This is a genomic window from Mycobacterium sp. ACS1612 (assembly GCF_001667505.1).
GTDB lineage: Bacteria > Actinomycetota > Actinomycetes > Mycobacteriales > Mycobacteriaceae > Mycobacterium.
On record NZ_LZHZ01000066.1, the window covers coordinates 1 to 13,894 of the forward strand.

Consider the following 13,894-nt stretch of genomic DNA (forward strand, 5'->3'; position numbering starts at 1 on the left):
CCGGAAGCTAAGCCTGCCAGCGCCGATGATACTACCCAACCCGGGTGGAAAAGTAGGACACCGCCGAACACAATTTAAGTCCTCTGCCCTCCAATTTCGATTGGAGGGCAGAGGCATTTTTATTGCATTTCCAGGTCGAATAATGAAGGCGCGGTTCGGCTTTTCTCTAATGCCAGCAACGCCCTTTTTCGATCGAGTCCACCGCCATATCCCGTGAGACTGCCATTCGAGCCGATTACCCGATGGCACGGCACGATGATCCCAATCGGATTGTGCCCATTCGCCAGCCCGACAGCGCGGAATGCGCCAGGCGACCCAATTTGACGGGCGATTTCGCCGTACGACCGCGTCTCCCCGTACGGAATGGTCAGCAGCGCCTGCCACACCTTTCGTTGAAAAGCCGTGCCCACCAGATTCAGCTCGAGTTCGAATTCGGTGCGGTCGCCGGCGAAATACGCCTCGAGTTGCTCGACGGCCTCCGGGAACGCGTCCCCGTCGGGCTCCCAGCCGACGTGGCTCGGCTCGTAGGTCTGGTCGACCATCCGCAGATGCATCAGCCGGCCATCCCTTCCTGCAAGCGTCAGCTTCCCGACCGGGCTGTCGACCGACCGAAACAGCACTTGTTCCATCACTTCTCCTTCGGCGGCCACTCGTTGACCGCGTGATCCAGGGCCGTCCACAGATGCTGGGTGGCATATGACCGCCACGGCCGCCACTGTGCACTGCGTTCGGTGAGCGGGCGGACGTCGTCGGGCAGTCCGAGCTGCTTGGCGGCCAGCCGGACACCGAGATCGCTGACAGGGAAGGCGTCGGGGTCTCCGAGGCCGCGCATCGCGATCACCTCGGCAGTCCACGGGCCGATGCCCGGCAACCCGAGCAGTTGTTCGCGCGCTCGGTTCCAGTCGCAGCCAGCGTCGAGTACCACATCGCCGTTGGCCATCGCGCCGATCAGGGTCACCAGAGACCGTTGCCTCGACTTCGGGAAGGCGAGGTGCGCCGGGTCGATCTCGGCGAGGTGTTCGACAGCCGGAAAGACAAGTGACAAACCACCGTTCGGGTCGGCGACCGGTTGCCCGTAAGCCATCGCGATGCGTCCGGCGTGCGTACGCGCGGCCTTCAGCGACACCTGCTGTCCGAGCACCACGCGGATGGCCAGTTCCTGCTCGTCGATGGTTCGCGGAATTCGCTGTCCAGGTGCCTTGGCCACCAGGGCGGTGAGGTCGGCATCGGCGCTCAATGCGTCGACGACGGCTTCCGGGTCGGCGTCGAGGTCGAGCAGGCGGCGGCATCGCGCTATCGCCGTCGACAGATCGCGGAAGTCGTCCAACACCAACTGACACTGCACGTGATCGGGATACGGTGTGAGACTGGCGATTCCATTGCCGTTAGGCAGTCGCATCGTCCGCCGGAAGGCGCCGTCGCGCACCTCTTCGACGCCAGGCACCGCACTGGCGGCGAGATGGCCGAACAAACCCTCGTACGCGAACGGTGTGCGCACCGGCAGTCGCAGCGACAGCACACCCCGCGCGCCGCCGTCGTCCCCGTCGTCCCGTTCGAAGCGCTCCCTGGCGCGTTGACGCAGCGCGGTGGGGGTCAGGTCCAACACCATTCGGACCGTGTCGTTGAACTGCCGGATGCTCGAGAAGCCCGCCGCGAACGCGACATCGCTGAACGGCAGCTCTGTGGTCTCGATCAGCACCCGAGCCGTCTGGCTGCGCTGCGCTCGCGCGAGTGCGAGCGGATTGGCACCGACCTCGGCCTGTAGCAGCCGTTCGAGTTGACGGGTGGTGTAGCCGACCCGCGCCGCCAGGCCGGTGACGCCCTCACGGTCGACGGTGCCGTCGGCGATCAGCCGCATCGCCCTGGCCACGACGTCGCCGCGAACGTTCCACTCCGGTGACCCCGGCGAGGCATCGGGGCGACACCGCTTGCAGGCGCGGAAGCCGGCACGCTGCGCGGCGGCCGCGGTCGGGTAAAACCGCATGTTGCGGGCGAATGGCGGTCGGACGGGGCAACTGGGCCTGCAGTAGATCTTCGTGCTCAGCACGGCGGTGACGAACCAACCGTCGAACCGGGCGTCCTTCGACTGGACTGCCCGATAACAGCGCTCGAAATCCTCGTGCATGCATCGACAATTACACGAGCCCACCGACATCACTGGCGGAAAAACGACATCGTGGTTTCAGTTGATGACTCGGGCGAGGAAGCCGTCAGTGAGCGAGGCGACGACGTCGGGAGCTTCGTCGAGGGCAAAGTGGCCGGCATCGATCACGTGCACCTCAGCGCCGGGCACATCGCGCCGGTAGGCCTCGGCCTCGGCCTGTTGAAACGACGGGTCGTAGCGCCCCCAGAGGACCAACAGCGGCGGTTGCGTCTTGCGTAGCCACCGCTGCCAGTCCGGATAGCTCGCGACGTTGGTGCGGTAGTCGTAGAACAGATCGGTCTGGATGTCCTGCTGACCGGGGCGACGCAGGAAGGCCAGTTCGTCGGTCCACAGATCGGGGTCGTAGCGATCGGGATGGGGGCTGTTGCCGACGTGCCGCTGCCGGGTCGCCGCGGGCGAGAAGAAGTTCTCGCGAAGCGCGTCTTCGTGGCTCGCGCGATCGGACCAGAACGCCCGGCGTGTTTCCCAGAGCGGGCCGAGGCCCTCCTCGTGGCACACCGCATTCTGCACGACGAGCGCGGTCACTCGCTCCGGCCGACGCACCGCAAGCCGCATCCCGACGGGCCCGCCGTAGTCCTGGACCACGAGCGAATAACGGTCGAGACCGACTGCGTCGGTGAATTTTTCGACATACGCTGCGATCCGGTCAAATGTGTAACTGAAGCTGTCTGCAGACGGCGCGTCACTGTGACCGAACCCAGGGTAGTCAGGAGCGAGCATCCGGTAGCGGTCAGACAATCGGTCGATCAGCGGCTGCCACATTCGCGATGACGTGGGAAACCCATGCAACAGAAGAACAACCGGCGCATCGGGGGAGCCGGCCTCACGGTAGAACAGTTTCAGACCATCGATGTCGACCGTCTGGTACCGAGTCGTAGCCATCCGCGCCAAAGCTACCGCACCACTGCACTGTTTAGTTAACAGCACATTCCCAGCTGGCCCCCAGCACATGGCGGTCTAAGCGATATCACAATTATTTGTCAGGCGTTTCCAGTTATTAGGAGTTCAGATGGTTGATCGTCGACGGGTCACTGTGGCAGGCGGCGCCGTGTTGATTGCTGTGGCCGCGTTCACCGCGGCCTGCGGCAGTAGCGGTAACCAAGCGCCGTCGTCGACAACGACACCGACGACTACGACGACGACCACCACTCCGCCTCCGCCGCCGCCGACGAGCGTACCGCCCGCTCCTACCGAAAAGAGCATCAATCCGACGGGCGGCAACCTGTTCACCCCGTCGGTATTGGCACCTCCGGCGCCGACGGAACCTCCGGGTGTTCACCGCAACAAGTAATGGCGTCCGCGCCCGAAATTAGGAGTACACATGACTTCTCGGCGGATCACGATCGCTGGCGGCGCCATGCTGATCGCGGTGGCCGCGTTCACCGCGGCCTGTGGTTCGAGTGGTAATCAAGCGCCCTCATCCACGACCACCACGACACCGACGACTACGACCACCACCACGGCGGCGCCCCCAGCGACGAGCGCGCCGGCAGCTCCCACCGAAAAGAGCATCAACCCGACTGGCGGCAATCTGTTCACACCGCCCGTGGTAGCCCCCGGCCCTCCGACCGTTCCGGCCGGTCAGCACCCCGGGATCAACGGGGTCAGCTAGACCTTTCGTCGAATCCCCAACAGCGCGAACGCGAGAAGGACCGACGTCACGAGGTTGTAGGCGCTCAGCGCGCCGTAGAGGAAACTGTCGCGTGGATCGAAACCAAGTACGCCTGGGGCGTGGTGTGCGACCTTGAACGCGCACACCACGGTCAGGACGGCCCACCCGAATGCGGTGACGGCGCTGAAGATCAGCGCCGCCCGCGGGCCTAGACATGCCAGCAGGGCCAGCGCTCCCATCACCAGGAGGAGCGCGGCATGCGGCGGCGTCACCTTGAGTCCCAGCATCGGCATGCCGTCGGCACCGAATCGGGCGTACCCCATCGACGAGGCCAGCGCCACGCCACCGAGCACCCCGATGGCCAAGCCCTCGACGGTCAGCAACCCTCGGCCTACGGTTGAGCGGCTGCCTACTGGCACTGAGGCGCTCGACAATGGTGGCACGTGCCTGCGGACTGCTCGGTCGTGCCGATCAACAACCGCGGTTTGCCGAACCACGCCTCCAACTTCGCCCACGCGTCCAAGGGTGCCCCCACGCGAAGGATTATGGGACGGGCGCAAGCGGATTCGCAGCGGATCCGGTGCAAGTCCACAACAAGACATGCGCGACGTGATTTCACCAGCACGCAGGGCACTCGGTATGGTCAACATCGATGCGCGCCCGACTTAGGCAAACCGTGGCGGCCGGAATTCTCTTACCGGTCGTCGCGAGCGGTTGTAGCTCGCAGGCGCGCCCGACGACGTCCATCACGGTGTTCGCGTCGTCGGCGATGATCAAGAGTTTGACGACGATCGGCAAACAGTTCGAGGCTGAAAACCCGGGAATAGCAGTCGAGTTCATCTTCTCTGGTTCGTCGGATCTTTCCGCGGAACTGTCGAATGGCAATGGCGCGGATGTGTTTGTCTCCGGTGATCACGACAACATGACCACGGTGGCAAACGCCGGCCTGATAGCTGCTCCTCCAGTTCCCATCGCGGCCGACAGCCTGGTGATCGCTACCGCGCCGGGAAACCGCGGGCACATCGCCTCTTTCGCGGACCTCGGCCGGCCAGGAGTGCGCGTCGCGGTGTGCGGTGTGCGAAGTGCCTGCGCGGCCGCCACCCGTCAGATCGAGGACCGCGCCAGGGTTCAGCTTCATCCTCAATACAACGACATGACCGATATCGACGTACTCCGCGATGTGACGACGGGGAAGGCCGATGCCGGTCTGGTGTTCCAGACCGATGCGATGAACGCCGGCGACAAAGTCTCATGGTTCGCATTTCCAGAGTCGGCCGGTGCCCAGGTCACGTCTTGGATCGCACCGGTCAAGGATTCCGATCAGGCCGCTCTTGCCAACAAGTTCATCCAGGACGTCACAGGTCCGGCCGGCCGAAAGGTCCTCGCGGATGCGGGATTCACCGAACCCAACGAAAAGTTCGAGGGATAGCTGACCAACTGCCCCGAGGCGGGTCACCGTGATTGGTGCCCGCCTCGAGTGCTCTTGAGGGTTTACAGCGGAATCCACTGGCCGAGGAACCAGAAGCCCCATCCGTGTCCGTCGCCGGCAGGCACTGGGTACACCTGCTGACCGTTCCAGTTGAACGGCTGGTGGTCAAAGCGGCCTTGATCGATGCCGCGGTTATGCCAGTCGACAGGACCTGGTCCACCCCGGTCATCGTGGTGGTCACCGCACGCGGGCTGGCCGGGGTGGTCGCATCCCCACGGATCTGCGTTCGCTGTGCCGATGCCGAACAGACCGGCCGCGCCGATTCCGGCCGCCACGGCCGACGTAAACAACACTCGCTTGAAAGTCATTGATCCACTCCGTTTCTCATCAATGCGGCAGCACTTGCCACGCGACAATTACGGTAAGGACCGGATGTTGCGGTGCTCTGTGTTAACCGTGTGCTGGAGCTGTGCAAGCGGTAACAGATGCACAACCGTTTGCTCTCAACGGGATTGAGCGCACGCTGATCAGCTTCATCTGTTGCAGTCGCTGCGGAAGCGCGTCAATCCATTGAGCCAACACATCACGGATGGCATCGGCGTCGAGTTCCTGGCCGTCGTCGCGTTCGATGCGGATCAAACCCTGCCCGGCTACGTCCAGCAGCACCGCGAGCAGACCATCACGGTCACGGGATCCATCGAGCAGCGGTAAGAGATGGCGGTCCACTGGCGACAAGGGCAATTGTTCGTGCCAGTGGTTGAACACGAAAGCATCGGTGTCGTCGCGGGTCAGTCGAGCCATCCGACGTATCGGCTCCGCAAGGCGGATTGGTGTGCACGACGGCTCAGGTGACACCGCGTCGAGTCGATAGCGGCCCAGCCCCTGAACGACGATTCCCGCGACGAGGGCGTCGATCTGGCTCTCGAGATCGGACGGCGCCGAATCGCCGGCGCCGGCGAGGCGACTGTGGGCAGCCTCGACGATATGCGGCCATGACAGCGTCCATGGCCATTGGTCGGTCAGCGCATCGACCGCCGCCTTCTGCCCCTCTTCGAGTTGCGCCCGATCGGGGAGCATCACTGACGACATCGCAAAGTGCATACGGCGCAATCGACTTCTGTCCAAAGTGCGTGTGATTTGTGCCGCGGATCCGGCGCGAACCAAGAGCGACTGGCGATAGTGCCGGTTGACGGCGAAGTCGAGGTGCTGCTGGAGCAGTACGTGATCGTCCGCACGTTCGAGCAGATGCTCGGCGACGACCGACCCGTAATTCGTGGCGAACGTGTATTCGGGTTGGGCCTCGGACAGATACTCCAAGCCGTGGCTGCGTACACGCGCAACGAAGTCGGTGAAATAGCAGGGCAGGTTATACAGCTCGAGTTCCTCGTGGAGGACGTAATAGTCGCCGACGCCCGGGGCCGTCCGCTGATAGTCGTCTATCGCTCTGCTGAGCACGGTGCCCGGCTGGGCCACCTTCTGCAGGAAGTCGACCATTGCGCGTGCCCGCCTGACCTTGTCCTCGGCAGTCGCGCTGTCGCCGACGTTCAGCAACATCGCATCGCGCACGATTTCCCTGGCCTTCCAGCCGGGATATGTGTTGTAGCCGACATACGCCACCCCGTTGTGCGCTAGCAACCGTCCGCAGGCGGCCAGGATGGCATCCTGCACATGAGGTGGCACCCAGCTGTACACACCATGGCAGACGATGAAGTCGAACTCACCAAGCGCGTCTAGCTCGAGACGCGCGATGTCTGCGTGCAGGAGTTCGACGTTGTTGAGTGCCAAGGCATCGACGCGGTGGCGCGCCTGCTCGATGTGCACCAGCGACAGGTCGACACCCACCACTTTGGCTCGGGGGTGCAAGGCCGCGAATGGAAGCAAGTTCCCAGCTGCCGCGCAACCGATTTCAAGTACGCGTGCGTTTTCCACCGACGGCGGATGCAATCCGAACGACCATGCGACAGCTGCCAATTGCCCTGGGGCGGACCAGGGATGGGCGTAAGATTCGTAGGGTGTCTCGTCATAAGTGGCACGCACGTCATCGACCGCGCCTTGCAGGTCGCGCGGGTGTCGGCTGGCCATAAGCGTTCGATGATGGCGTGTTCAGGTTGTGACCAACACCTTGAAAAGCTGTGTGATTACGGGCACTGACCGTTGTTCACGCAGCCGGCCGCCGCAGTCGCTTTCAAGGTAGGCGACGCGAATGCCGTTGCCTCGGTCGTGGCCGGAGCGGCCGCCGTTGCCGTCGAACCCATGCTCATCGCTGTCGGGTCGATCTTCATGGCCGGCACCACTGGAGACACGTAGGTTCCTCCGGTGGGCGAATCTCCTGATCCCCCAGCGACATTGCTCGGATTGGCATTGTCAGGGTGGGTCGAGACCAGGATGGTTGCTGCGATAACGGCAGCCATGCCGAACCCAGCCGAGAAACGGGAAAGTCGTTGCGTTTTCATTGATTACCTCCAGAACGTGCCCAAAACCGTTTGTACGTCGAGTTTCGGTGAACATCAATCGAATACAGGCTTTCCCAACCGACGACCAGCGAACCTCATCCGTAGTCACAGGCGAAAGTAACCTTGCGTAACACGTTGGCAGGCAGCATGGTTCTATGAAATTCGTTATCGGCATGGTGGCCGTTTGCGCGATGTTCCTCGGATGCGGTGTGGCTGAAGCAGACTCTCATCCCAGCGTCGTGGGGCAAAAGTACAGCGACGCTTCATCTGCACTGTCATCAGCGGGTTTGGCGGTCGTGGTGTCGACGACCGTCGGCGATAGTGTCGACCGGTCAGACTGCATCGTCACGCGGCAGCAAAGCCGAACCGAACCTGCGCCAGAGAACACCAGCGCTGCGCCGACCAACCAGGTTCTGCTGTCGCTCAACTGCGGGGCGCCGGTGGCCTCGGCAACGTCGTCTGGGAACTCGCTGGCCAGCCCTGAGGGCAGGGCTGCGGCCGCGGCCGCCGCCTCGAAATCGGCCGGTAGCTGAATGCTAGACCGGTAGCGCCAGGCGCGTCGGTTCGCCGAGACCTCGCAGGGTCACGGTGTCGCCGAGCGTCCAATGACCACGCTCACCTTCGCCGGCATTGTCCACGGCGTCGAAGGAGGCGAGTAGATGGCCCGGTGTGGTCTTGGACAGCTCGCAAAGCCGTGCCGCTTCGTTCACGGGTTCACCGATGACCGTGTACTCGAAACGCTCCTTGGCGCCGACATTTCCGGCCACCGCCTCGCCGGAGGCGACCCCGAGGCCCGCTTCGCACTCCGGCACCTCCGCTCGAATCCGCCTGACGATCGCACGACTGGCGGCAAGGGCTTGGTCTTCCGGGCTCTGCAGCCGGTTGGGGGCGCCGAAAACCGCCAACGCGCCGTCACCCTCGAACTTGTTCACGAAGCCGTGATGGCGGTCGACCTCCTCGACGATCACAGCGAAGAAGCGGTTCAACAGGTCGACCACCTCGGTGGCGGGTCGACCCGCGACCAATTGGGTCGAACCGATGATGTCGACGAAAATCACTGCCACGTGGCGTTCTTCGCCGCCGAGTTCGAGACGCTGCTGTTCGGCGGCGGCCGCCACCTCACGGCCGACGTGGCGCCCGAACAGGTCGCGGACTCGCTCGCGTTCCCTGAGTCCGTGCACCATCGTGTTGAAGCCACGCTGTAATTCACCGAGTTCGGTGCCGTCGAACACCACGACGTTGCAGTTGAGGTCGCCCCGCTCGACGTGCTTGAGCGCAGAGCGCACGACACGCACCGGAGTCGCGGTGAGCCAGGACACAATCCACATCAAGGTGAAGCCGACGAGCAGCGCGACGATCGCCAAAATCCACACGGCGGCGGCGAATTGCGCCTCGGTCAGGTTCTGCAGCGCGACCGCGAATACCGCGAGCAACGCGATGCCGACGACGGGCAGTGAGGCGAGAAACCACACGAGCATCAGCCGCCCCATGATGCCTGCCGTGAGTCGGCGTGGCGGCGGCCCCGCTTCGAGTGCCTGTGCCGCGACCGGTCGCAGCGCGAACTCGGTCAACAAATAACTTGCGGTCGCGACCACGACGCCGGCGAAGCTGACGGTGAAGAGAAATCGCGGGATGAAAGCGGTGTTCTGCAAGCCGTACAGCGTGGTGAACAACGCCGTCCCGACGCCCCACAGGAACAGGTGTGCCCTGGCGACCCGCCATGCCGCCAGGAAGGTGTTCAGCTGATCTTCGTGTGTCGGTGCGACATCCTCGATCGCCCACCGCAGCGCGTTGACGGTCCGATGGGTGATCCAGAACGTGCCGACTAACAGCGCCAGCAGGACGTAGGCCGGGCACACCACCCAGGTGATCCAGAACGGTGCGTCGCCGAAGACGCTCGGCACCGGAAACGCCACGGTGACCAGCAGAAGCGCCGCGCCGATGCCGATCAGGTTGGCGATCAGAATGAACACCGTCAGGATCGCCTGGATGCGGACCCGTCGGCGCGCCTGACTTTCGGTCGATTTGCCCAGCAGCCAGGAGCCGTAGTCGGGCGTATCGGGCAGCCTGCCGCTCTGCCGCGTCACTCTCTCCAGAACCCGGCCCAGTCTGCGCGCAACGCTCATCGTGCCTCAGCCTAGATTGGCGCCATCTTTGCTTAAGGTGTTCGGGTGCGTCTCGTGATCGCCCAATGCACCGTTGACTACGTCGGGCGGCTGACCGCCCACCTCCCGTCGGCCCGCCGATTGCTGCTGTTCAAGGCGGACGGCTCGGTCAGCGTCCACGCCGACGACCGGGCCTACAAGCCGCTGAACTGGATGAGCCCGCCTTGCTGGCTGTCCGAGCAGCTCGACGGACCGGTGCCGGTATGGGTCGTGGAGAACAAGGCCGGGGAGCAGTTGCGGATCACTGTCGAGGACATCGAGCACGACTCGAGCCACGAGCTCGGCGTCGACCCGGGCCTGGTGAAGGACGGTGTCGAGGCGCATCTGCAGGCGCTGCTGGCCGAGCATGTCGAGTTGCTCGGCACCGGCTACACGCTGGTCCGCCGGGAGTACATGACCGCGATCGGACCCGTCGACCTGTTGTGCCGCGACGAGCAGGGCCGGTCGGTGGCCGTGGAGATCAAGCGGCGCGGCGAGATCGATGGTGTCGAGCAGCTCACCCGCTACCTCGAGCTTCTCAACCGGGACACGGTGCTGGCCCCGGTGAGTGGAGTCTTCGCCGCCCAGCAGATCAAGCCACAGGCCAGAACCCTCGCTACCGACCGCGGAATCCGTTGTCTCACTTTGGACTACGACGCAATGCGCGGCATGGACAGCGACGAGTTCAGGCTGTTCTGACAGACTGGTGGCATGTCCAGGCGCCGCCCACCACCTCGTCGGCAACGCCCGCTACCGCCGTTGCCGGACCGGCGCAGAGTCGAGGTCGGGCCGGATGGTTACGACTACGAAGTCAGGCCGATCCCGGCGGCGCGGGCCGTGAAGACGTATCGTTGTCCCGGCTGCGACCACGAAATCCGTACGGGCACAGCACATTTAGTGGTGTGGCCAGCTGACGGTGGGGAATTTGCGGCCGACGACCGGCGGCATTGGCACACCGCGTGCTGGACGAACCGGGCTACCCGCAGCCCGACGCGAAAGTGGAGCTAGTGGTCTTCGGCCGGCTCGACGAGCTCGACCAGCACCCCGCCGGCGTCCTTGGGATGGATGAAGTTGATCCGCGAATCGGCGGTGCCGCGACGGGGCGCGTCGTAGAGCAACCGGATGCCCTGTTCGCGTAGCCGCTCGCTGAGAGCGTCGATGTCGCTGACGCGATAGGCCAGTTGCTGGATGCCGGGTCCGCGCTTGTCGAGGAACTTCGCGATGGGCGACTGCTCGTTCAGCGGCGACATTAGCTGAATCTGCGCGCTGCCGACCGGGGCGCCACGCACTGATAGCATCGCCTCGCGCACACCTTGGTCTTCGTTGACCTCTTCGTGCAGGACAATCATGCCGAGGTGGTCGTGGTACCACTTGATCGCGTCGTCAAGGTCGGCGACCGCGATGCCCACGTGGTCGATTGCTGTGATTAAGGCTGTCGCGATGATCGGTCGCGCATCGACCTGCTCGGCAGTCATAACGTAAAGGTAACCTAACGACCTCGGTTTCGATACTGGGGTCCTGACGGATAGCCTTTCAGGAGCGGCTCGAAACCTGGTTGGAGGCATATATGACGACGTCGGTGATTGTTGCTGGAGCCCGCACGCCGGTCGGCAAGTTGATGGGTTCGCTGCGGGACTTCTCGGGCAGCGATCTGGGCGCCATCGCCATAGCCGGTGCATTGGAGAAAGCCAAGGTTCCGGCGTCGCTCGTTGAATACGTGATCATGGGTCAGGTGCTCACCGCGGGGGCGGGCCAGATGCCAGCGCGGCAGGCGGCCGTCGCCGCAGGAATCGGCTGGGATGTGCCCTCGCTGACCATCAACAAGATGTGTCTGTCCGGGATCGACGCCATCGCGCTGGCTGATCAACTCATCCGCGCAGGCGAATTCGACGTCGTCGTGGCCGGCGGCCAGGAGTCGATGACCAAGGCGCCGCACCTGCTGATGGACAGCCGCGCCGGCTACAAGTACGGCGACGTCACCGTGCTCGACCACATGGCTTACGACGGTTTGCATGACGTGTTCACCGACCAACCGATGGGCGCGCTGACCGAGCAGCGCAACGACGTCGACCAGTTCAGCCGTGCCGAGCAGGACGAGGTCGCCGCGCGCTCACACCAAAAGGCCGCTGCGGCATGGAAAGACGGTGTCTTCGCCGACGAGGTGGTGCCGGTGAAGATCCCGCAGCGCAAGGGCGATCCGCTGGAGTTCACCGAGGACGAAGGCATCCGCGCCAACACCACGGCGGAATCGTTGGCTGGGCTCAAGCCGGCATTTCGCAAGGACGGCACCATCACTGCGGGTTCGGCGTCGCAGATCTCCGACGGCGCCGCTGCCGTCGTGGTGATGAACAAGGACAAGGCGCAGAAACTCGGATTGACCTGGCTGTGCGAGATCGGCGCGCACGGCGTCGTCGCGGGCCCCGACTCCACCCTGCAGTCGCAGCCCGCGAACGCGATCAAGAAAGCAATTGCCCGCGAAGGCATTTCGGTCGATCAGCTCGACGTGATCGAGATCAACGAGGCGTTCGCGGCGGTGGCGCTGGCGTCGACGAAGGAACTCGGCGTCGATCCGGAGAAGGTCAACGTCAACGGCGGGGCCATCGCGATCGGCCACCCGATCGGCATGTCGGGCGCGCGGATCACCCTGCACGCCGCACTCGAGTTGGCCCGTCGCGGTTCGGGCTACGCCGTGGCCGCGCTGTGCGGCGCGGGCGGGCAAGGCGACGCGCTGGTCCTGCGCCGGAGCTAGCCTTCTACGACGCGATGTAGTAGCCCGGGGTGTTTTTCGGGCACAATGGCGCCCATGACACCCGCATTCGACCTTCGGTCCGCCGCAGGTTGGTTTCGACTGATCGCCCTGGCGGAAGCCGTGAGCTGGGTCGGTCTGCTGATCGGCATGTACTTCAAATACCTGGGCACACCGCGCACCGAGATCGGCGTCAAGGTGTTCGGCATGGCCCACGGGCTGATCTTCATCGGCTTCGTGATTGCCGGTCTGCTGGTCGGGATCTCCCGCAGATGGGCCGCGCGAACATGGTTGCTGGCGTCGCTGGCGAGCGTCGTGCCATTGGCCAGTGTGATCTTCCTCATATGGGCCGATCGGACCGGCCGGATCGGGGTTGCAGGGCCCGCTCCCGCGGTCGTGCAACCGGGACGTCGCGCACCGGAAACGACGTGACAGACTTGGGGACGTGAGCCGTCCACGACCCCCTATCGCGGCCTCCATGGCCGGTGCAGTCGATTTGTCAGGTCTCAAGCAACGACCGGCGCCATCCGGTGAGGGCGCTGCAGGCGGTGCACAGCCTGCGGGCGTCGAGATCACCGAAGCCAACCTCGAAGCCGAGGTGCTCGTCCGGTCCAATGAGGTGCCTGTCGTGGTGTTGCTGTGGTCACCCCGCAGTGAGGCCAGCGTCCAGCTCGGTGACATCCTCGGCCAGCTCGCGGCCGCCGACAGCGGCAAATGGTCGCTGACGACGGTGAACGTCGACACGGTGCCGCGGGTGGCGCAGATGTTCGGCGTGCAGGCGGTGCCCACGGTGGTGGCCCTGGCCGCCGGACAGCCCATCTCGAGCTTCCAGGGGGTGCAGCCGCCCGAACAGCTGCGCCGGTGGGTCGACTCGCTTCTGAACGCGACGGCGGGCAAGCTCAGCGGCGGAGGCGATGAACCCGAGCAGGTCGATCCCGCACTGGCCAAGGCGCGCGAACATCTCGACAACGGGGACTTCGATGCGGCGTTGGCGGCGTATCAAGCCCTGCTCGACGCGAACCCGAACCATGCAGAGGCCAAGGGCGCGGTGCGTCAGATCGGCTTCCTGCAGCGCGCCACGTCACGCGCGCCCGGCGCGATCGTCGCCGCCGACGCCAAGCCCGACGACATCGAATTGGCTTTCGCCGCCGCTGATGTCGACATACTGCAGCAGAACGTCGCGGCGGCGTTCGACCGGCTGATCGGCCTGGTCAAGCGAACCGCGGGCGACGACCGAACCAAGGTGCGCACCCGGCTGATCGAGTTGTTCGACCTGTTCGACCCGGCTGACCCGGAGGTCATCGCGGGCCGACGCAAGTTGGCTAACGCGCTCTACTAGTCGCGAG

General features: G+C 64.5%; 17 protein-coding genes. 8 read left to right on the forward strand and 9 right to left on the reverse strand.

Going from position 1 to position 13,894, the window contains the following annotated elements:
* Nucleotides 1–119: 119 nt before the first annotated feature.
* From A5724_RS28000 to A5724_RS28010, 3 genes are read right to left on the reverse strand one after another with little or no spacing between them, the layout of a single operon-like run.
* Nucleotides 120–629 (reverse strand): methylated-DNA--[protein]-cysteine S-methyltransferase, encoded by a 510-nt coding sequence (locus A5724_RS28000; protein ID WP_067810266.1) that lies wholly within the window; start codon nucleotides 627–629, stop codon nucleotides 120–122.
* Nucleotides 629–2,125 (reverse strand): DNA-3-methyladenine glycosylase 2 family protein, encoded by a 1,497-nt coding sequence (locus A5724_RS28005; protein ID WP_067810033.1) that lies wholly within the window; start codon nucleotides 2,123–2,125, stop codon nucleotides 629–631. The genes A5724_RS28000 and A5724_RS28005 overlap by 1 nt, the downstream gene beginning before the upstream one ends.
* Before the next feature lie 57 nt (nucleotides 2,126–2,182).
* A complete protein-coding gene (locus tag A5724_RS28010; RefSeq protein WP_067810034.1) occupies nucleotides 2,183–3,046 on the reverse strand; it encodes an alpha/beta fold hydrolase in 864 nt (287 codons plus the stop codon).
* Nucleotides 3,047–3,173: 127 nt separating this feature from the next.
* Between A5724_RS28010 and A5724_RS33405 the strand changes: the two genes are divergently transcribed.
* Both A5724_RS33405 and A5724_RS33410 read left to right on the forward strand, forming a co-directional pair.
* Nucleotides 3,174–3,455, forward strand: coding sequence for a hypothetical protein (locus A5724_RS33405; RefSeq protein ID WP_082965321.1), 282 nt, complete (start codon nucleotides 3,174–3,176; stop codon nucleotides 3,453–3,455).
* A gap of 30 nt (nucleotides 3,456–3,485) precedes the next feature.
* Nucleotides 3,486–3,776, forward strand: coding sequence for a hypothetical protein (locus tag A5724_RS33410; RefSeq protein ID WP_082965322.1), 291 nt, complete (start codon nucleotides 3,486–3,488; stop codon nucleotides 3,774–3,776).
* Here the strand turns inward: A5724_RS33410 and A5724_RS28020 are convergent.
* The gene (locus tag A5724_RS28020; RefSeq protein WP_067810039.1) at nucleotides 3,773–4,159 is read right to left on the reverse strand and encodes a hypothetical protein; all 387 of its coding nucleotides are present in this window, start codon (nucleotides 4,157–4,159) and stop codon (nucleotides 3,773–3,775) included. The genes A5724_RS33410 and A5724_RS28020 overlap by 4 nt on opposite strands.
* Before the next feature lie 269 nt (nucleotides 4,160–4,428).
* On the opposite strand from A5724_RS28020, the gene modA reads away from it, so the two are divergent.
* Nucleotides 4,429–5,205 carry a molybdate ABC transporter substrate-binding protein gene (gene modA, locus A5724_RS28025; protein ID WP_067810042.1) on the forward strand — a complete coding sequence of 259 codons (777 nt, stop codon included), beginning with the start codon at nucleotides 4,429–4,431 and terminating at the stop codon, nucleotides 5,203–5,205.
* A 62-nt stretch (nucleotides 5,206–5,267) separates the two neighbouring features.
* On the opposite strand, the gene A5724_RS28030 is transcribed toward modA, so the two are convergent.
* The 4 genes from A5724_RS28030 to A5724_RS28045 form a co-directional block, all read right to left on the reverse strand.
* A complete protein-coding gene (locus A5724_RS28030) occupies nucleotides 5,268–5,573 on the reverse strand; it encodes a hypothetical protein (protein ID WP_067810045.1) in 306 nt (101 codons plus the stop codon).
* Between the two features lie 82 nt (nucleotides 5,574–5,655).
* A complete protein-coding gene (locus tag A5724_RS28035; protein WP_067810047.1) occupies nucleotides 5,656–7,287 on the reverse strand; it encodes a methyltransferase regulatory domain-containing protein in 1,632 nt (543 codons plus the stop codon).
* 56 nt (nucleotides 7,288–7,343) lie between these two features.
* Nucleotides 7,344–7,658, reverse strand: coding sequence for a hypothetical protein (locus A5724_RS34000; protein ID WP_156752489.1), 315 nt, complete (start codon nucleotides 7,656–7,658; stop codon nucleotides 7,344–7,346).
* A gap of 536 nt (nucleotides 7,659–8,194) precedes the next feature.
* A complete protein-coding gene (locus tag A5724_RS28045; protein WP_067810051.1) occupies nucleotides 8,195–9,784 on the reverse strand; it encodes an adenylate/guanylate cyclase domain-containing protein in 1,590 nt (529 codons plus the stop codon).
* A 45-nt stretch (nucleotides 9,785–9,829) separates the two neighbouring features.
* On the opposite strand from A5724_RS28045, the gene nucS reads away from it, so the two are divergent.
* Both nucS and A5724_RS34815 read left to right on the forward strand, forming a co-directional pair.
* Nucleotides 9,830–10,501, forward strand: coding sequence for an endonuclease NucS (nucS, locus tag A5724_RS28050; RefSeq protein WP_067810053.1), 672 nt, complete (start codon nucleotides 9,830–9,832; stop codon nucleotides 10,499–10,501).
* A gap of 12 nt (nucleotides 10,502–10,513) precedes the next feature.
* Entirely contained in the window at nucleotides 10,514–10,810 is a 297-nt protein-coding gene (locus tag A5724_RS34815) for a hypothetical protein (RefSeq protein ID WP_082965323.1), read from the forward strand.
* Here A5724_RS34815 and mce read toward each other — a convergent pair.
* Nucleotides 10,807–11,277 carry a methylmalonyl-CoA epimerase gene (mce, locus tag A5724_RS28055; protein WP_067810055.1) on the reverse strand — a complete coding sequence of 157 codons (471 nt, stop codon included), beginning with the start codon at nucleotides 11,275–11,277 and terminating at the stop codon, nucleotides 10,807–10,809. The two genes, A5724_RS34815 and mce, sit on opposite strands and share 4 nt — an antisense overlap.
* Nucleotides 11,278–11,369: 92 nt before the next feature.
* Between mce and A5724_RS28060 the strand changes: the two genes are divergently transcribed.
* From A5724_RS28060 to A5724_RS28070, 3 genes are read left to right on the forward strand one after another with little or no spacing between them, the layout of a single operon-like run.
* On the forward strand, nucleotides 11,370–12,551 hold the full coding sequence (locus A5724_RS28060; RefSeq protein ID WP_067810057.1) for an acetyl-CoA C-acetyltransferase: 1,182 nt from the start codon (nucleotides 11,370–11,372) through the stop codon (nucleotides 12,549–12,551).
* 45 nt (nucleotides 12,552–12,596) lie between these two features.
* Nucleotides 12,597–12,980 carry a DUF3817 domain-containing protein gene (locus tag A5724_RS28065; protein ID WP_156752490.1) on the forward strand — a complete coding sequence of 128 codons (384 nt, stop codon included), beginning with the start codon at nucleotides 12,597–12,599 and terminating at the stop codon, nucleotides 12,978–12,980.
* Nucleotides 12,981–12,993: 13 nt separating this feature from the next.
* The gene (locus A5724_RS28070; RefSeq protein ID WP_156752491.1) at nucleotides 12,994–13,887 is read left to right on the forward strand and encodes a tetratricopeptide repeat protein; all 894 of its coding nucleotides are present in this window, start codon (nucleotides 12,994–12,996) and stop codon (nucleotides 13,885–13,887) included.
* Nucleotides 13,888–13,894 lie beyond the last annotated feature (7 nt).